Raw genomic sequence first — 17,576 nt, 5'->3', positions numbered from 1 at the left:
GAATTAAGACCATGGCAGCAAAAGACGTTAAATTTGGTGATGACGCTCGCCAGAAAATGCTGAACGGCGTAAACATCCTGGCAGACGCGGTAAAAACCACTCTGGGCCCGAAAGGCCGCAATGTGGTTCTGGACAAAGCTTTCGGCGCGCCAACCGTAACCAAAGACGGTGTATCCGTAGCCAAAGAGATCGAGCTGAAAGACAAGTTCGAGAACATGGGTGCACAGATGGTAAAAGAAGTCGCCTCCAAGGCTTCTGACACCGCCGGTGACGGTACCACCACCGCAACCGTACTGGCCCAGGCCATCGTCACCGAAGGCCTCAAGTCTGTCGCCGCCGGTTTCAACCCGATGGACCTGAAACGCGGTATCGACAAAGCCGTAGCTGCGGCGGTTGAGCACATCGCTGGCCTGTCCACCCCCTGTGAAGACAGCAAGTCTATTGCCCAGGTCGGCACCATCTCTGCCAACAGCGACCAGCAGGTGGGCACCATCATCGCGGAAGCGATGGAGAAAGTGGGCAAAGAAGGCGTAATCACTGTTGAAGAAGGTTCCGGCCTGGAAAACGAGCTGGACGTTGTAGAAGGTATGCAGTTCGATCGCGGCTACCTGTCTCCGTACTTCATTACCAACCAGGAAAACATGACTGCGGAACTGGACAGCCCGTTCATCCTGCTGGTTGACAAGAAAATCTCCAACATCCGCGACCTGCTGCCTCTGCTGGAGCAGGTAGCCAAGGCTTCCAAGCCGCTGCTGATCATCGCCGAAGACGTAGAAGGCGAAGCGCTGGCCACCCTGGTTGTCAACAGCATGCGCGGTATCGTAAAAGTTGCCGCGGTTAAAGCACCGGGCTTCGGCGATCGTCGCAAAGCCATGCTGCAGGATATCGCAATCCTGACCGGCGGCACCGTGATCTCCGAAGAAGTTGGCCTGGAACTGGAATCCACCACTCTGGAGCACCTGGGTACTGCCAAGCGCGTTACCCTGTCCAAAGAGAACACCGTGATCGTAGATGGTGCTGGTGACGTAGCCGATATCGAAGCGCGAGTGAAGCAGATCCGCGCACAGATCGAAGAGTCCTCTTCCGATTACGACAAAGAGAAGCTGCAGGAGCGCGTTGCCAAACTGGCTGGCGGTGTTGCAGTGATCAAGGTTGGCGCAGCCACCGAAGTCGAAATGAAAGAGAAGAAGGCCCGCGTTGAAGACGCCCTGCACGCAACCCGCGCTGCTGTAGAAGAGGGTGTTGTTCCTGGCGGTGGTACCGCTCTGGTACGCGCCACCCAGGCGATCAAGGTAACCGGCGACAATGAAGACCAGAACCACGGTATCGCTGCTGCACTGCGTGCGATGGAAATGCCGCTGCGTCAGATCGTAACCAACGCCGGTGACGAAGCGTCCGTTGTCGTGGACAAAGTGAAGCAAGGCGAAGGCAACTTCGGCTACAACGCCGGTACCGGTGAGTACGGCGACATGCTGGAAATGGGTATCCTGGATCCCGCCAAGGTGACCCGCTCCGCGCTGCAGGCCGCGGCCTCCATCGCTGGCCTGATGATCACCACTGAAGCCATGGTTGCAGAAATCCCGGAAGAGAAGCCGGCTGCGCCTGACATGGGTGGCATGGGCGGAATGGGTGGTATGGGCGGCATGATGTAAGCCGGCCTCCAGCCAAGCCATAAAAAAACCCCGCGCTGCGGGGTTTTTTTATGTCTGAAGATAGGTGGAAGATCTAGCCTGTACCGAATCAGCAGGCAATCTGATACACCGGTGCTGGTTCGGTTATCTCATGACCAGCTGGATTCCCGGCATGAGGGTGGATTGAAAGGCCATGATCGAGGGAATCCATCGGGCTCAAAACGCCTTTGCTCCCACGGTTAACTACGTGGGTATAGATCTCGGTAATGCTGATATCAGAATGGCCCAACAGCTCTTGAATCGTCCGCAGGTCATACCCCGATTCAAGCAAGTGCGTGGCAAAACTGTGCCGGAAGGCGTGTGCTCTTGCCGGCTTGCGGATCCCGGCGGCCTTTACCGCACGGCGGATTTGCTTGGCCAATGCTGTTGGATGAAGGTGATGCCGGCGTACTTCGCCAGTGCGCGGGCAAGGACCAGTCTGAGATGCCGGGAACAGGTATTGCCACCCAAGCTCACTGGCCGCCTTGGGATACTTCCGCGCAAGCGCATCGGGAAGATAAACATTGCCGATACCATCGGCCATGTCCTGTTCGTGGAGAATGCGTACACGCTCAATTTGGCGGCGCAGGTCTGCGACAAGCCCCTGTGGCAATATCGTCGTACGGTCCTTATTTCCTTTACCGCTGCGCACATAAATATTATTGCTGCCAAAATCAATATCTTTCACCCGAAGAGAGAGCATCTCAGCCGAGCGCAAGCCTGATCCATATAGCAACTGCACCCGCAATCGCCCAGGTCCAGAAAGATGCGATAAGATCGAGGCAACTTCTTCGCGACTGTAAACCACAGGAAGGCGGCGAGGACGTTTCGCTTGCGTGAAAGAAAGATCCTTTAGTTCGATATCCAGAAAGCGAGTGTACAGATATACCAGCGCGTTCAAAACGATTCGCTGGGTACCTACGGAACAGTCCCGCTCCTCCGACAAATGGGTAAGAAATAACTCCACGTCTGGAACGCCCATATCCTGGGGGTGCCGTTTGTTGTGAAACAGAATGAATCGCTTAATCCAGTGGATGTAAGTACGTTCAGTCGTATAGGCGAGACCGGCTTCACGCATGTGCAACCGAAGAGTGTCTAAAAGTCGAACAGGGCGCACCGGTACACGTTTTCTAATGTTGTCCATAAATTGCTCACCGTAACTGTTTTTATATACAGTATATCTGTAAATAAACCGCGTCAACGCCAGATTCAGAAGCCTATGGCTTGTGTGCAGGGAATGAGATAGGCTAAACCTTTGATATACAAAGGGTTTGGCTATTTCATGCAAGCCATTTGGAAAACAAGAACAAAAGCCATGGGCTTCTTTTGCTCGCATGAATGTGACGGCCTGTTTCTATAGGTTGTTGATTCTTGGTTATTTTTGTTGAGGTGTTGATTTCTGCGCCGAGGAACAATTGCTTCTGCAACAAAAGCCTATGGCGTATGAATAAAACTGTTATGCATCACGTAGGAATAAGTGAATGGCAATAAAGTGCCCTCAGTGCAAATCGAAAAAAGTAGATGAAGTGGTGCCAATTAGTTTTTCTAAGTCTCGCTGCCCGGATTGCGGTTTTGAGTACATGTTAAGTATTTGGTATCGGCTATCTATCCATGCATTCCTGTGGTCGATACTTATCTTTTTAGTAATTCCTTTTAACTTTATTGTTTCAGCTGATAGTGTATCTAATGCGGTAGGATTTACCTTGGTCGGCTTGATGATTGTTTGTCCTATGGTGTACTGGTATGTCACGTATACATACTATCGAGTAGAGAGTCCCAACAAGGCAAGTAGAGCCAACTTCTTGATTTTTTGGATTCTTACCGCCGCAACGTTTGCCCCGGCAGTTATCTACGTAGCTGGCTCCAATGCATAACAAACAGCGGCAGAGCGACAGCCAACGCTACGCACCTTTTGTGTTACTCGCTGGCGCTCAAACATTAACACAAAAGGTGCTCCGCGCTGGCTGCGCCTGCGCTGGGCGTTAAGTTTGGTAGATCACATGAGTAGAATTTTAGTAAATATCATTGTGCCAGCTCTTTCAGCAATCCTTGGGTTCTCGGGAGCTCTAGCCGGAGCGTTAATCCCGTCTTGGACTAGTGAAAAAATATTTGAAAGACAGGTAAAAGTCGAACGAGAAAGGATTCTTTTTACAAAGAAAATCGAGCTCTTGGAAAGAGTTTCAAAACTGGCAAATTTGACTTCAAAATATGAGGGTTATCAACACTATCTAAATCTTCAAGCAGACTTGGCTTCAGACTTGAAAATATGTAAGGCATCTGGAATAGCTGATTGCGTAGAACCTGATGGAACAAAGAGTGCGCTTGCAGTAAGCGAAAAACGGTCAGATTTGAATGCAGATTTTTCATCAACGATGCAGTTGATTAATATATATTTTGGCAAAAATGTCAGTGCGGAAGTCAATAACCTATCAGCTAGAAAGGTCTGGTGGGATAACGACGGCAATAATTTCAGGGATTTGATCATAGCAATGCGAGACGAAATCCATGGAAAAACTTAACAATTTGCTGCAGCTGACGTCTTACTTTATGCGTCTTTTGCGCAGTCGCTGCGCTCCTATTCTTGCGCAAAATACACACAAAGTAAGCCGCCGCTGAGCAAGGCGTTAACTGTCACTCATGAATTAAACTATGTTCCAAGATTCAGCTACGACAATAGAAAATTACGAAAGATTTGTTCGGAGAGTTATAGAGTCAGGTGAAGTATGGGGTATTAAACACCCAGATGGCACTTGGGCTACTAGCGAGTCAAATGAGTTTGAAGAAACGCTCGTCTACGTATTTTGGTCAGATAAGTCCTACGCAAAAAGGCATTGCAAAGAGGTTTGGAGTGATTCCGTACCATCTTTGATTGGGTTGGATAGTTTTATCGATAATTGGCTTAGAGGGATGCATACTGATGGCCACTTGGTCGGCCCGAATTGGGATGCGCATCTTTTCGGTTTGGAGGTGGAGCCCGTCGAGCTGGCCCAACGACTAATAGAGTCAGACAGTTAACAATGCGCTGCAGGCCGACGTCTAACTTTGTGCACTTTATGCGCGGTCGCTACGCTCCCATTATCGCGCATAAAGCGCACAAAGTTAGCCGCGGCTGAGCGCGGCGTTATGAGCCTGAGATCGAAAGTTTGATCAAGTATGTGATAGTTTTTCTTGTCGTAATTCTGACTGGCTGCACTAGTCAATACAGCGTTGTGCCAGTACCCTCTAAGTCGGAGCTAATACTTGGAGTTTGGTATTTTAATATGGGGAAAAGCGGTTACATTAAACTTAACTTCCAAGAGAGTGAAAACTTTTGTATTGCAATTGTGCCGTGTTCGCTGGAGGTTGAGAAGCCCGGCCCTGGTGGAAAATGGAGTATTTCAGGAGATACGCTTAGTTTAGTGTGGCCAGATGGATCAGATAAAACTCAGCAATTAATATCGATATCAAATCAAGAGTTTAAGTTGGCGAGCAAAGTTGGGTTTGAAAGGTATAGTAGAGAGCCACTCGGTTGCCCCGGCTCATAACAAGGCCAAGCAGTTTGCTCCGGGCCTTTGGCCCTCCGCGGGACGCCCAACGCTGTGCACCTTTTGCGCGGTCGCTGTCGCTCCCATTATTGCGCAAAAGGCGCACAACGTTGGGCGCCCCTGTTGGCGGCGTTAGCATAACCAATGAATAAAGTATTTTTTCAGTCAAGAACGCAAGATGCTGTTTCTCGGATAATTCAATCGTCAATCTATGCGATAGTTTTACTGGTTACGTGCTACTCAGGTTCAATTTTTTTGGATTTCCCGATTAACGAAATTTATTTAAAAATTTATACTTTCGGATTCTTCGTATTTCAAATGGCCATATTTACTTGGCTAGTTTTATTTAATACTGGTGGTGATAAGGTTGTCGAGCACTCTCTCGAAATTACCCAGGATAAGGTGAGGTACACTGATTTTGGCGATGTCACCGATTTAGATCGGTCAGATATAAAATCTGTAAATTTGAAAATATTTCCATCAATAAATTTCGTGATTCTCGGGCTGTCTGGTCGTAAAATCGAGTTCCCGTACTTTACATTTAACTCAGAGCAGCGTCGCAGTATTCGTCAGGCTCTAGTGCCAAGAAGATGCTAACAAGCGACTGTGATGTCAAGCTGCCAACTTGAGGTCGCTTTCTCCCCAGTAAGTACCGTCTCTCACCATGGCATTTAGTATCACGATCATCTTTCGCATGCAGGCCGTCAGGGCGACTTTTTTATGTTTGCCCTGGTTCACGAGCCGCTTATAAAACTCTCGGATCATCGGATTGTGAATCGTCGATGAAAGGGTGGCCATATAGAGAATCGTTCGAACAGGTGCTCTGCCACCTCTTATTCGACGCTTCCCCCTGAGAGACCCACTATCTCTGTTGAAAGGTGCTACGCCGACGAGCGCTGCGATCTCCTTGGGGCTTAGGTTACCCAGCTCCGGCAGTTCCGCTATTAGCGTAGTCGCCAGTAATTTACCTACCCCAGGAACCGATTCGAGCTGTTCGCGCTTGGAGCGCCAAAGCTCCTCGGCTTTGATTGCTTTATCGAGCTTTTCGTCGACTCTCTCGATTTCCTTTTCCAGGAATTTAATATGGCGGCGGTAATCAGCTTGAAGGCACTTGGGCATTATCTTTCCTCTGTTTTTCTCCATCGTGCGCATGGTCATAAGCTGCCGCCGTCTAACCAGTAAGTCTTTGATTTGACGCTGTATTTTTGATTCTGGAGGCATAACCTTAGGCTGCATCACTGCACCAAACTCTGCGATGAGCTTCGCGTCAACCTTGTCTGTCTTGGCGAGAACCCCTGCGGCTCCCGCGTAGCGTCGCACCTTTAACGGATTCACAATTACGACAGGAATGCCAACTTCAACGAGTTGCTCATAAAACAGGCGTTCATACCGGCCGGTCGCTTCTAGCACGACCCTTTCGACCTTGAACCGGCGTATCGCCTTGATCCATTTATTGATCGCGGTTTTGGTGTTATCAATTTGCCAATACCGGTCTCGCTCGTGGATGTAGATATCAAGAAAAGCCTTCCCAATATCTGCACCGACGTTTACCCCTTTTGTAGCCATTTCGCGCATTGTGAGATCATCCCATCCTTGCTACATTCGGGCTCATGAGGCCCATTCGACTGTTCGGGTTATACATAGGGTCGGTGTGGCGCTACACGCTTGTTAACGGGCTAGGTAGAACCTGCTCCTGCCAGGCATCGAGCTGCCACACCGGTAACTTGTGGAGGCAAGTTACGGGCCTCACTTTATCGAATATTTGGGGAATTTGACCATACAATGCCGGGCAAAATACTCCGGGCCTTCGGCCCTCCGTGGGACGGCTTACCTTATACGCGTCCTGCGCGGGTCGCTACGCTCCTATTTTCGCGCAAAACGCGCATAAGGTAAGCCGCCCCTGCCGGCGGCGTTATGAGTCGTAAGTAGCAATGACAGGAAATATCCCAGAAATAGTTGTATTCGTTGTCGGCGTGCCACTATTTCTCATAGGATTCTATCTGTGGTTTCAAGCAGCGAGGCACATGATTGGTCTGCTTTCTCATTTTAAGCCAAACATGTGGTGGGGGCAGTACATACCAATTTGTATATTTATCCCTCATTTTTTTACGGAAGAGGGCAATCGGCACAGACTGCAAATGTTAAAGTATGCAGGACTTTTTATAGTCTTTTGCGGCACACCATTTCTTGCGTATGCAATTTGGAGCTACTCCGCACGTTGAAAACTCATAACAAGCGCAAGCAGTATGCTCCGGCCCTTCGGGCCTCCGCGGGACGCCCAACGCTATGCACGTTTTGTGCGGGTCGCTGCGCTCCCAGTTTCGCACAAAACGTGCATAGCATTGGTCGCCCCTGTTGCGGGCGTTATGGTGCCGGGCCGTAAAATTTATGGTGTGTGCCAGTGTGTAATTGAAAGCACTGTTTTGGCCCGCAGTATTTGGCTATTTGCCATGATAAAATCAAGCAGCTTCGTTCCTAGTGCTTTCGTTTAAGCCTGTAGGAATCGCGGCAACTCCGCTGCAACAATGCGGAGTGCCAAAAAGAGAATAATTGGTTGGGGGGGAAGCTGGAAGTTCTTTCCTCGTTTTTAAGAAGCTTCGGCGCATTCGGTGCCCGTAGGTACTTCGGAGCGCGTCAGCCATAACCAGGCGCTGCAGCCGACATCTTACTTTGAGCACTTTGTTGCGCAGTCGCTACGCTCCTATTTTCGCGCAACAAAGCGCCCAAAGTAAGCTGCGGCTGAGCGCGGCGTTAAGTTTCATGAACATAAAAGCAATGTTTGATTTCGGCGGAATTAGGAAGGCGCGTACACCGCCAATCATCAACCTGGCCGTAGGACTCAGTATCTTTTTTTTACTGATTCCTTGGTTGCTGATAGATGGCAAATTTCTACTAAAGAAAATACGATTCAGGTATCAAGAGCAGTTGTTGACCATTGCTAATGATCCATTGTTTTTCTATGCACTCGCATTCTTCGCGGGTGTGTTTGGCTTCTTCACATTGTGGGGCTTCGTAAACGGGTACCGGCAAAATCGCGAGCAGCAAAAACTTAACAATCACAGGCAGTAAAGCTCCGGCCCTACGGGCCTCCGCGGGACGTCTTACCTTATGCACGTTTTGCGCGGTCGCTTTGCTCCCATTTTCGCGCAAAACGCGCATAAACTAAGCCGCCCCTGCTGTGGGCGTTCAGGCTGTAGAAAAACTCGAGCCTCTCTCTAGTAGATAAATTTTTCGTGCGGAGAGTGCCCTGAAATGCTTTTCGCCATGTAAAGTAGATCCAGAATTCACGAAGAGACGCGATTTTCTGGGTGAAATATGAGCAGTAAGTAAAGGCCGGAGTTTTTCTACAGCCTCGTTAATGTTCAGGTTCATCATGCCGCCGCCTGAAAATTGCAGTGTACTTGATGAGCGATTCGGCGGCCTCTAGCGTTGTAGAAGCAGTATCGCTAGCAGGGATTGACGGTTGATATGAAATGCCTTCAGAGGCTTCCCTTCGTTAAGGTTGTCGCTGGCGGCGGAAGAAGTCGGGAGGGGTGTTCCTTTTGGGCGTTTAAGCCGCTCCAGGGAAAGCGTGGTATGGTACAGCCAATCGTGCCGCTCGCAGTATGTTGGCAATTTTGTGGCGTTGAGTTTGGTGGTCTTGTTCAGTATTAAATTGCTTTCAGGTCATCAAACATTAACAAGGCGAGGCAGTTCGTTCCGGCCCTGCGGGCCTCCACCGGACAGCTTACTTTGTCCACTTTATTGCGCGGTCGCTACGCTCCCATTTTCGCGCAATAAAGCGCACAAAGTAAGCTGCCGCTGCTCGCGGCGTTAGCTGTCTACGTTGGCAAGCAATACGGCGCAAAAAATTTAAGGTTATATTTATGTCCGAGATTAAGAAAGACGCGGAAAAGGCCTATGCGGCAACGAAAGGAGCGGCGAAGAAAATGGGTAAACTGGCTTCCTTTCTTGCTAAAGGAGCGGCAGTTACTGCCGGTGTTAAGATCTCTGACAAAAAGAGTGAAGAACAATTAAGGGTGCAGCCAAGCCACAAAAATGAATGGTTTGAATAATTTCACGTTGTAAAATTTAGCCGTAGATACACTTAAAATTTTAAATGGAAGGCGGTGGAATTCTGTAGTGGACTTCACATTCTAAACTATTAAAAATTTTGGTAGTGACAGCCCGGGGTAAAATGCCAGTTTGAGGTGCATTGTGAGCCCGCCAGCTAACAATCAGCGGCAGAGCGACAGCCAACGCTACGCACTTTTTGTGTTACTCGCTGGCGCTCAAACATTAACACAAAAGGCGCTCCGCGCTGGCTGCGCCTGCGCTGGGCGTTAAGGTTTCGGATGTTTCAGTGCCCAAAATGTAAGAAGGCGGAATTTAGTTTTTTTCGTAAGCTTTGGGCAACCAGGTTGTCTCCCAAGCTTTGCGGGAACTGCGGTGCTAAATGCTACATACCAATAAAGTACAGTTTTTACTTCTTTCTGTACCTGCTGGTTCCATTCTGGGCAGTAGTTGGTATCGCATATTATTCTGAAAATAATGCGTTTTTATGGCTAGTTTTTCCCATTGCGCCCTCTATTTTGGCAGTACATATAGCTCGCTCGCCATTGCAGTGGAGCAACTAAACCTTAACAAACGCAGGCAGTATGCTACGGCCCTTCGGGCCTCCGCGGGACGCCCAACACTATGCACATTTTGTGCGGGTCGCTGCGCTCCCAGTTTCGCACAAAATGTGCATAGTATTGGTCACCCCTGCTGCGGGCGTTAAGCAAAAGGACAGACAATGGCTCAAGGCGTAGTCTCGGACAACTGGTCGTTACAGGACATAACAAGTCTATTTGTTAGGGGGCTTGAGAGTGACGTAGCTGGTGAAATTGTTTTAAAAGGCGAAGAGCATTCTTATCAGCCCATATCGAGCGCCATTATTCAAACAGAGGCTCTCTTTGATTTCACTTCTGATTTGATCCTCCGCGATGAAATATTGGTAGACGAAAAATTTACGCACGCATGGGAGCAAGTGCATAGCCCAATACTAGAAGCAAAGTGTTTTGGTGTTGTACGACCATATCCGTTTTTATCTGAACCTGAAAAAATTGCAGGCCCCCGTGAATCGATCGTAAACCATATTTGCTCCACGGAATCTTTGCGGGTTTCTCATCAGAAGAATGTCGATGGCTGGAATGCTAACAAACAAACACCAGATCCACTTCTATCTGCAACTTTATGGGGCGGCGCTGGTATGTGCGCTAGAGGCTTTGTTTATGAAAAAGGCTACACACCCCACCCTTTACGGAAAAGACTATTTGTGAATTCTGGGTTCATGCTGCCTGCAGCCGATGCTCTTCATCAACTCACTACGTTTTTAGATGACCAGAAAGTAAAAGTAACAAAGAAGATTTATGGTAATGATTCACTATTTTCTGCTTACGTTAATATTCCAGCATTACCTATTAGAGTCATTCAAGAAGCGAATTCTGCTAATCAATTGATTAGTACTGCATTACAAATGAGAGATGATTTTCAATCACTTCGTGATTGGTTGAAAATGTTCCAGAATGCAATGAGTGCAGACGATACAAAGAGCCTTTTAGAGTACAGAAAGCAACTTGACTCAGTAAACCAATATATAGATAAAAAGATTGGATTTGGATCTAAAGACAGACCTGTAACAATGGAAGCAGGAATGGGAATCTTCAAGATTGCCACGCAGGGCAATCCCCTGGAGAATTTAAAAAATCAATTCGGTGTAAGAGCTACACTTAATAAACTAGTTTTTGGTGGTGCAGGATCCGCTGAGTTAAAGAAATATGTCAGCATGTTTGGTGAGCGGGGCTCAGAGATTGGCTATGAAATTGAACGCTCTTTCACGAAAATTGCTTAACAAGCGCATGTTGCCGGACTGGTTTTCCGCTGCGCTCCAAACCAGCCGCAAATGCGAGCGTTAAGTTTGGTAGATCACATGAGTAGAATTTTAGTAAATATCATTGTGCCAGCTCTTTCAGCAATCCTTGGGTTCTCGGGAGCTCTAGCCGGAGCGTTAATCCCGTCTTGGACTAGTGAAAAAATATTTGAAAGACAGGTAAAAGTCGAACGAGAAAGGATTCTTTTTACAAAGAAAATCGAGCTCTTGGAAAGAGTTTCAAAACTGGCAAATTTGACTTCAAAATATGAGGGTTATCAACACTATCTAAATCTTCAAGCAGACTTGGCTTCAGACTTGAAAATATGTAAGGCATCTGGAATAGCTGATTGCGTAGAACCTGATGGAACAAAGAGTGCGCTTGCAGTAAGCGAAAAACGGTCAGATTTGAATGCAGATTTTTCATCAACGATGCAGTTGATTAATATATATTTTGGCAAAAATGTCAGTGCGGAAGTCAATAACCTATCAGCTAGAAAGGTCTGGTGGGATAACGACGGCAATAATTTCAGGGATTTGATCATAGCAATGCGAGACGAAATCCATGGAAAAACTTAACAATTTGCTGCAGCTGACGTCTTACTTTATGCGTCTTTTGCGCAGTCGCTGCGCTCCTATTCTTGCGCAAAATACACACAAAGTAAGCCGCCGCTGAGCAAGGCGTTAGGCAACCAAAATCATGAGTGAGTGCCAAATCAACATGGATTTATCCGACATCATCGCTATTTTGGCTGCTCTTGTGGCATGCTTGTCAGCTTTGTATGCACGATGGGCTTGGCGAGAGGCAAAGAGAGCAAATGAAATCTCACTATCTGGCCACAAGAAGGAAATCTATGATGCGTTCTTTGAGCTAAAGATGCACATGCAGCAGAAAGCTGAGTTCGCGGAGCTCTCTGAAGTCTCCAAGTTCTATTACCCATCAAGAAATGCGAAGTTATATCTTTCTAAAAGCCTGGCTGAAAAAATATCTAAGTATTACGAAGCATGTTTCTGGGTTGCGGATATCCACCGTAGTAAGGGTGGCCATGATGGAGAAAGCATGGAGAAGTGCAAGCCCCATCTTGATACTGAGCAAAAATTGGCTCCTGAAATTGATAAAGCTATTTCTGAGTTAATCCGGAGTGCAAATGCCTAACAATCGCAGGCACTGGGACAAAATTTCCGCTGCGCTCCAATTTTTCCCATGCTGCGGGCGTTCAGGCTGTAGAAAAACTCGAGCCTCTCTCTAGTAGATAAATTTTTCGTGCGGAGAGTGCCCTGAAATGCTTTTCGCCATGTAAAGTAGATCCAGAATTCACGAAGAGACGCGATTTTCTGGGTGAAATATGAGCAGTAAGTAAAGGCCGGAGTTTTTCTACAGCCTCGTTATTGTTCTGGCCCGCAGAGCCGCCGCCAAATAAATTTCGGTGTGCTTGGCAGGCAAAATAAAAATATCCAGCTCCGTAAAGGCTGGATCTCAAGCAATGGATTTACGAGACGATTTTAAGTGTCTTCAGTGGTATCCATTCTAAAAGTTTGATGAAGGCGGCGGGGGTAGTATGGTGGAGCGTTCTGGTCTGGCTAATAACAAGATCAGAAGAGGGTGGCGCGTTGCATGCAACAGTGCCACTCAAAGTATGTTTGTTTTTTCCGGCTGATAGTTTTGTGCGCTGTAGTAATTTTCTGTCTAAAGCGCGTCAACAATAACAAGGCCAAGCAGTTCGCTCCGGGCCTTCGGCCCTCCGCGGGACGCCCAACGCTGTGCACCTTTTGCGCGGTCGCTGCGCTCCCATTATTGCGCAAAAGGCGCACAACGTTGGTCGCCCCTGTTGGCGGCGTTATGCGAAAAGACACCTGATAGATCGGAGATAAGGTGAAAGAATTTTTCATTGCACTGAAAGATAATTTGTCGAATGTATTCTCAATGGTAGGTATTGGGTTAACAGTCTACTTCGCGGTCTTTTATGTCCCAAACTATGTTGAAGAGATTGAGATAAAAAAAATTGAGAGTACTCATGAGGCATTAATTGAGTCGATTCAGGAGCTTGTCTACAACAACCATGAGATTGACTCGGGGGACATCCGCACTCTTATAAGAGGAAAAGAGCTATCTGGAAATATGAAATACCCTTTTACCAGTGAGGAATTACTGATTCAAGTTCAGGAACGATTTCTTGAAAATAAATTTATTCCCCTGGAGCAGCGTAAGGCGCTAATTGAAAAGCTAGATTCTGTAAGGCTGTCGCTGCCAAAGCCTACATTAGAAGAACCAGTTGATGAAGAAAAATCGTTGTCGCGATATGCTGATTTTCTTTCATGGGTTTCGGCTATTTTAGGTTCAATCGCTGCTTACTTTGGTTTAACTAGTCTCTGGTCAAGAAACCTAAAACTAGAGGAGTTTAAAATTGAAGAAACAATTGAAAATCGACAAGAGTCACTAAAACGGAGAGTCCACACGAGCATGATAATGGAGCGTAAGATTTACGAGACGCTCAAATCTGCTTTGGGCCCCAATCACGTTGAATATTGTCCTCCATCTACGCCAGCAGATTTCATCATAAAAATGGAAGGGGGGAGAGACACTGCTGTTGAGGTGAAGTATACGGAAACGGAGGTTATGCCTCTGCGGGTAATAAATAAACTTATTCATGTAGCTATAGAAATGAAAATGCCCGTTGTGCTTATTAGTAACGCCAATGTTACGTCAAGTGCACATAAAAAATTGCTAGAGTTCAACTCTCAGCATGAAGATACACCTATAAAGTATATAAATATTGATGAAAGCAAGGATATAGAGCGTGACCTCAAGGCGCTATTCAAGTAAGTTGCCTAGTATCAAGTTTGAACCGCGACAATAACTGTTATCTTCCATAGTACATCTCTTCTGGGGTTTTGTAGCCGAACCGCTTTCTGGGGCGGCTATTTAATTTCATTGCAATAGCGTCACATTGCTGCTGTGTAATGTCTTCCATGCTGTGATCCTTCGGAAGGTATTGCCTGATTAACCCGTTGACATGCTCATTGCTTCCTCGCTCCCAGGAGTGGTACGGGGTGGCAAAATAGAATTTTACTGCACAGCAGTCCTCAATCTTCTTATATTGGTGGAATTCAGTACCATTGTCAGCGGTTATAGTTTTAATATTTCTCGGATCACGATTAATTAACCGTACTGTTTTCTTGTTCAGCTCATAGGTTGATTTATTTTTGAGCTTCCCAATCATCACAAACCCCGTTTTACGCTCCAGCAATGTAACAATGCAGTGGTTGCTGCCCCGGCCGTGAACAGTGTCAATTTCCCAATGGCCCTTGTAACGCCTGGTCTCTACACTTTTAGGTCGGTCTGTGATGTGCCGCTTATCCGCAAGTCTCCCCCTGCTGTCATAGGCTTTGTAGCGCTTTCGACGCTGTTTTGAGGCTTGGCGTAAATGCGTCCATAAGTTGCCGCCATTCTTCTTATTTCTCCAGATATACTGGTAGATAGTTTCGTGGCTTAACCGGCGTTTCATCAATTTATGTCTGCGTATGTAACCGACTATTTGCTCTGGGCTGTACTTCTTCCGAAGTAACGCTCGCACAAGCTTAAAGTGGCGTTCAGAATAGTGCCTATTACGACGTGATCGTCTGCGTCGCCCTCGAGTACGACTGTCGGCCTTACTCGGTCTATAACCGCCATCGGTTCGGTGGCAGCTGTTACGTTGGAACTCCCTATAGAGGGTACTCCTGTGGCGCCCAGTCAACTCGGCGATATCGGTGACGGAAAGACCTTGTGCACGGTAGGCCGCAATCGTGTATCTTTCTTCTCTGGTGATCTGTTGATACTTCATTGGTGCAATTCACTTCTTGGCGGGAGTAAAATGCCCCTAGTATCGCAGATCACCTCCAGTTTTAGGTAATTTGTCGCGGTTAGTATATGAATCCGGGTAGGTTAACAATCAGCGGCAGAGCGACAGCCAACACTACGCACCTTTTGTGTTACTCGCTGGCGCTCAAACATTAACACAAAAGCTGCTCCGCGCTGGCTGCGCCTGCGCTGGGCGTTCAGGCTGTAGAAAAACTCGAGCCTCTCTCTAGTAGATAAATTTTTCGTGCGGAGAGTGCCCTGAAATGCTTTTCGCCATGTAAAGTAGATCCAGAATTCACGTAGAGACGCGATTTTCTGGGTGAAATATGAGCAGCAAGTAAAGGCCGGAGTTTTTCTACAGCCTCGTTAGCTGCCGTAAGAGAATAGATCTGTGGATAAGGTCAATTTAGATGGGCAGAATCTAATATTCTTAAGTCCTGATGACGTTTCAAGTATTCTGGAAACAAAATCGTTTGAAGGATTTTCGCTTTTCCACTATGACATTCTTGCACAGGCGCTACAGGAGTATCGTGAATATACTGGAGTTGAAATCGCTCTAATGGGAGCGAGAGGGCGCTATCAGTTAATCTGCTTCGTAAGGGTATCTGGTGAAAGGTATAGAGTTCACATTGAGGATGTCATTTGCGAGCACTGTGATAAAAGGGGCGGAATATCTGGCACGCCTGGAGTATGGGATCTCTATCTATTCTGCGAAGATCCGCATGCGGTACACAGTAACGCAATGGCCTTACCTGTTAAAAAATGCATCCACTGCTCTGGCTTGCTAAGCCGCAGGCATAAAATTTGGTTCGAGCACGAGCAAAGCAGCTAACAAGTGACTATGGCTCTGAGGGAACCTAACCCACCTTTGCACACACCTCTATTTAACTAAATTGTCGGTGTAGTCGCAGCTCGTCATATCTAATCAAAGCGTCGCCGATACCTTTGCAAGAGAGCGCTGATTTTCTATATGCTCAATTACAGCTTCAATAACGAGATCCTCTCCTGCCAGGTAGGATTCCCAGGTGTTTTCAGCGGGGATGTCAATCTCTAGTTGACCAATTTCGCTGATTAGTAGTTTGTTTGGTGGCCAGCAATCGTCAAACCATCCACAGCCGTTAGCCAGGTCTGTCCAGCCTTTGGTGAGATACAGCTGAACGCCGGAGGTTGGTAATTTAGGGTAGAAGCCTTCAGCGCGGAAGCGTAATTTGTCACCTACTTCGCTTCCGACTACTACGAGCTTTTCAGGTGCAAGGTGCTTGAATTGGCTTGCCGCAATGATGCCTGCAGAAAATGTATTGGGGCCGACAATGAGGTATATGCGACCATTTGCCGGTACTGTATCCGCGATGGTGCGGACAATTGGTAATGCCTTTGTGTAGTCACCTCCACGGTTAAATCTGAAATCTACGATAACATTCTTCGCGTTGTCGGCGTTGGCTAGATCGATAATTCTCTGTTCAAAGTGCTCTAAGGACTCGTTTTTATCCGCGAAGCTGGCATTCATTCGTACATAGATTGCGTCGTGGGAAGGCATGTCACGTAACAGGTGCAGTTTCTCGGTTTCCTGAAGATAGAGCGGGAGATCCTCGGTTTTACTCAGGGCTGATACCCAGCCATCGGTTTCAAAATGTTCATCTTCAGGGAAGGCGTTGCGAAATTCCCAGAACGGGTCTCCGGGTTTCAGGTCTGCCTCTGCACGGAGCCGAATGGTGGTGTGGACCTTGTCGGGGCTCTCAGTTTGGATTTGTACGGCGCCGTCATCAATCCGGGATCCGAGTAGCGCGAGTGCACTGGGTGCGGAAAACAGAAACTCGCTGCGGTACTTGCGCCAGCTTTCGGTGCCGCCACCGGTCAGAATGGCGCTTTTGGGCAGAAGTGCTTCCGGTGTTTTTCCGCCGAGTGTCACAATGCGGTGCCCGAGGAGTGTGCTGTAGTCTGGGCGTGCTTTTACGATAATCAGTCCATTGGCTGTCCAGTGAAAGCGTACTGGAAGCCGGTACATTTTTGTTGTCAGTGCGGTGGTATGCGCATTGTCGAAAATGGAAAGTGCTCGTAAAACGATCAGAGTAAGCTCATCTACTGTCTGCGGTGAAGACGCACGCTCTATAATCTGGGTAAATTCAGTCGCTTGCTGTGGGGTAATACCTTTTTCGTTTGCGAGGACGATCTGTTGAAAATACTTGAGGTCGGCGGCGAGCGATGTGGTTGATTCTATTGGTGGGATCTTGGGTTTGGCGAGCATTTGTAGCCCACCAGCGGACAGAAACAGGCCGGCGAGGACCAGGTTGAAAAGTACGTAGCCAATTACAATTTTCTTCAGGGTGCGCATGATTTATGTTCTCTTTGGCGCCATTGCGTAGGCGCTTCGCAGTTGAGCTTATGACGGTTGTATCCAGCCACGTTTTAAACAGAGAAAATCGTTCTGATAGTTGACGAGGAGACGGGTATCGGTACTCCGCTGTTCAGTATTCCACAATACCGATCTTACGAATCTGTGCAATACCGAGGCCAGAAAGGCGAGAGGATAGATATGCATTTGGGCTGTCGATGCTGTCTGTTTTCGCATCGAGGGGTGGTGTTCGTCGTTGTCATTTATATATTCGAAGAGTGCTCGGTCGCTCGCCGGGCTATTCGAATAATCAATGCGT

16 protein-coding genes are annotated in these 17,576 nt (G+C 47.6%); 12 read left to right on the top strand and 4 right to left on the bottom strand.

Annotated features, from left to right (window positions below; all coding sequences use genetic code 11):
• The first annotated feature begins 11 nt into the window (after window positions 1–11).
• On the top strand, window positions 12–1,652 hold the full coding sequence (groL, locus tag LRR79_RS14340; protein ID WP_231757868.1) for a chaperonin GroEL: 1,641 nt from the start codon (window positions 12–14) through the stop codon (window positions 1,650–1,652).
• 88 nt (window positions 1,653–1,740) lie between these two features.
• Here groL and LRR79_RS14335 read toward each other — a convergent pair whose 3' ends face one another.
• Entirely contained in the window at window positions 1,741–3,006 is a 1,266-nt protein-coding gene (locus LRR79_RS14335; protein ID WP_269455085.1) for an integron integrase, read from the bottom strand.
• Between the two features lie 145 nt (window positions 3,007–3,151).
• Between LRR79_RS14335 and LRR79_RS14330 the strand changes: the two genes are divergently transcribed.
• The 4 genes from LRR79_RS14330 (at window position 3,152) to LRR79_RS14320 (ending at window position 5,791) form a co-directional block, all read left to right on the top strand.
• Window positions 3,152–3,544 carry a hypothetical protein gene (locus LRR79_RS14330; RefSeq protein ID WP_231757867.1) on the top strand — a complete coding sequence of 131 codons (393 nt, stop codon included), beginning with the start codon at window positions 3,152–3,154 and terminating at the stop codon, window positions 3,542–3,544.
• Between the two features lie 126 nt (window positions 3,545–3,670).
• On the top strand, window positions 3,671–4,189 hold the full coding sequence (locus tag LRR79_RS14325) for a hypothetical protein (RefSeq protein ID WP_231757861.1): 519 nt from the start codon (window positions 3,671–3,673) through the stop codon (window positions 4,187–4,189).
• Window positions 4,190–4,319: 130 nt separating this feature from the next.
• A complete protein-coding gene (locus tag LRR79_RS17405) occupies window positions 4,320–4,685 on the top strand; it encodes a DUF2750 domain-containing protein (RefSeq protein ID WP_407665214.1) in 366 nt (121 codons plus the stop codon).
• Window positions 4,686–5,338: 653 nt separating this feature from the next.
• The gene (locus tag LRR79_RS14320; RefSeq protein ID WP_231757866.1) at window positions 5,339–5,791 is read left to right on the top strand and encodes a hypothetical protein; all 453 of its coding nucleotides are present in this window, start codon (window positions 5,339–5,341) and stop codon (window positions 5,789–5,791) included.
• Window positions 5,792–5,806: 15 nt separating this feature from the next.
• Here the strand turns inward: LRR79_RS14320 and LRR79_RS14315 are convergent, their stop codons facing one another.
• Entirely contained in the window at window positions 5,807–6,769 is a 963-nt protein-coding gene (locus tag LRR79_RS14315; RefSeq protein ID WP_231757865.1) for an IS110 family RNA-guided transposase, read from the bottom strand.
• Between the two features lie 1,107 nt (window positions 6,770–7,876).
• On the opposite strand from LRR79_RS14315, the gene LRR79_RS14310 reads away from it, so the two are divergent.
• The 6 genes from LRR79_RS14310 (at window position 7,877) to LRR79_RS14285 (ending at window position 13,908) form a co-directional block, all read left to right on the top strand.
• Entirely contained in the window at window positions 7,877–8,263 is a 387-nt protein-coding gene (locus LRR79_RS14310) for a hypothetical protein (protein ID WP_231757864.1), read from the top strand.
• A gap of 797 nt (window positions 8,264–9,060) precedes the next feature.
• Window positions 9,061–9,249 (top strand): hypothetical protein, encoded by a 189-nt coding sequence (locus LRR79_RS14305; protein WP_231757863.1) that lies wholly within the window; start codon window positions 9,061–9,063, stop codon window positions 9,247–9,249.
• 719 nt (window positions 9,250–9,968) lie between these two features.
• Window positions 9,969–11,066: a hypothetical protein gene (locus LRR79_RS14300; RefSeq protein ID WP_231757862.1), complete on the top strand. Its 1,098-nt coding sequence runs from the start codon at window positions 9,969–9,971 to the stop codon at window positions 11,064–11,066.
• Between the two features lie 78 nt (window positions 11,067–11,144).
• Complete coding sequence (locus tag LRR79_RS14295; protein WP_231757861.1) at window positions 11,145–11,663, top strand: hypothetical protein; 519 nt, start codon at window positions 11,145–11,147, stop codon at window positions 11,661–11,663.
• 142 nt (window positions 11,664–11,805) lie between these two features.
• Window positions 11,806–12,240 carry a hypothetical protein gene (locus LRR79_RS14290; protein WP_231757860.1) on the top strand — a complete coding sequence of 145 codons (435 nt, stop codon included), beginning with the start codon at window positions 11,806–11,808 and terminating at the stop codon, window positions 12,238–12,240.
• A gap of 717 nt (window positions 12,241–12,957) precedes the next feature.
• The gene (locus LRR79_RS14285; protein WP_231757859.1) at window positions 12,958–13,908 is read left to right on the top strand and encodes a hypothetical protein; all 951 of its coding nucleotides are present in this window, start codon (window positions 12,958–12,960) and stop codon (window positions 13,906–13,908) included.
• 37 nt (window positions 13,909–13,945) lie between these two features.
• On the opposite strand, the gene LRR79_RS14280 is transcribed toward LRR79_RS14285, so the two are convergent.
• Window positions 13,946–14,908 (bottom strand): IS30 family transposase, encoded by a 963-nt coding sequence (locus LRR79_RS14280; RefSeq protein WP_231757858.1) that lies wholly within the window; start codon window positions 14,906–14,908, stop codon window positions 13,946–13,948.
• A gap of 408 nt (window positions 14,909–15,316) precedes the next feature.
• Here LRR79_RS14280 and LRR79_RS14275 point away from each other — a divergent pair, with 408 nt between their 5' ends.
• Window positions 15,317–15,757 carry a hypothetical protein gene (locus tag LRR79_RS14275; RefSeq protein WP_231757857.1) on the top strand — a complete coding sequence of 147 codons (441 nt, stop codon included), beginning with the start codon at window positions 15,317–15,319 and terminating at the stop codon, window positions 15,755–15,757.
• A gap of 93 nt (window positions 15,758–15,850) precedes the next feature.
• On the opposite strand, the gene LRR79_RS14270 is transcribed toward LRR79_RS14275, so the two are convergent.
• Entirely contained in the window at window positions 15,851–17,257 is a 1,407-nt protein-coding gene (locus LRR79_RS14270) for a S41 family peptidase (protein WP_231757856.1), read from the bottom strand.
• Window positions 17,258–17,576: the final 319 nt, after the last annotated feature.

Source organism: Microbulbifer elongatus (genome assembly GCF_021165935.1).
Lineage (GTDB): Bacteria > Pseudomonadota > Gammaproteobacteria > Pseudomonadales > Cellvibrionaceae > Microbulbifer > Microbulbifer elongatus.
Note: the sequence above shows the minus strand (reverse complement) of the source record. Positions and strands in the feature narration are given on the sequence as shown.

Bases quoted from the DNA above. Each gene is read 5' to 3' on its own strand.
- groL (WP_231757868.1), top strand. From the start codon at position 12: ATGGCAGCAAAAGACGTTAAATTTGGTGATGACGCTCGCCAGAAAATG.
- LRR79_RS14335 (WP_269455085.1), bottom strand. From the start codon at position 3,006: ATGCGAGCAAAAGAAGCCCATGGCTTTTGTTCTTGTTTTCCAAATGGC.
- LRR79_RS14330 (WP_231757867.1), top strand. From the start codon at position 3,152: ATGGCAATAAAGTGCCCTCAGTGCAAATCGAAAAAAGTAGATGAAGTG.
- LRR79_RS14325 (WP_231757861.1), top strand. From the start codon at position 3,671: ATGAGTAGAATTTTAGTAAATATCATTGTGCCAGCTCTTTCAGCAATC.
- LRR79_RS17405 (WP_407665214.1), top strand. From the start codon at position 4,320: ATGTTCCAAGATTCAGCTACGACAATAGAAAATTACGAAAGATTTGTT.
- LRR79_RS14320 (WP_231757866.1), top strand. From the start codon at position 5,339: ATGAATAAAGTATTTTTTCAGTCAAGAACGCAAGATGCTGTTTCTCGG.
- LRR79_RS14315 (WP_231757865.1), bottom strand. From the start codon at position 6,769: ATGCGCGAAATGGCTACAAAAGGGGTAAACGTCGGTGCAGATATTGGG.
- LRR79_RS14305 (WP_231757863.1), top strand. From the start codon at position 9,061: ATGTCCGAGATTAAGAAAGACGCGGAAAAGGCCTATGCGGCAACGAAA.
- LRR79_RS14300 (WP_231757862.1), top strand. From the start codon at position 9,969: ATGGCTCAAGGCGTAGTCTCGGACAACTGGTCGTTACAGGACATAACA.
- LRR79_RS14295 (WP_231757861.1), top strand. From the start codon at position 11,145: ATGAGTAGAATTTTAGTAAATATCATTGTGCCAGCTCTTTCAGCAATC.
- LRR79_RS14290 (WP_231757860.1), top strand. From the start codon at position 11,806: ATGGATTTATCCGACATCATCGCTATTTTGGCTGCTCTTGTGGCATGC.
- LRR79_RS14280 (WP_231757858.1), bottom strand. From the start codon at position 14,908: ATGAAGTATCAACAGATCACCAGAGAAGAAAGATACACGATTGCGGCC.
- LRR79_RS14270 (WP_231757856.1), bottom strand. From the start codon at position 17,257: ATGCGCACCCTGAAGAAAATTGTAATTGGCTACGTACTTTTCAACCTG.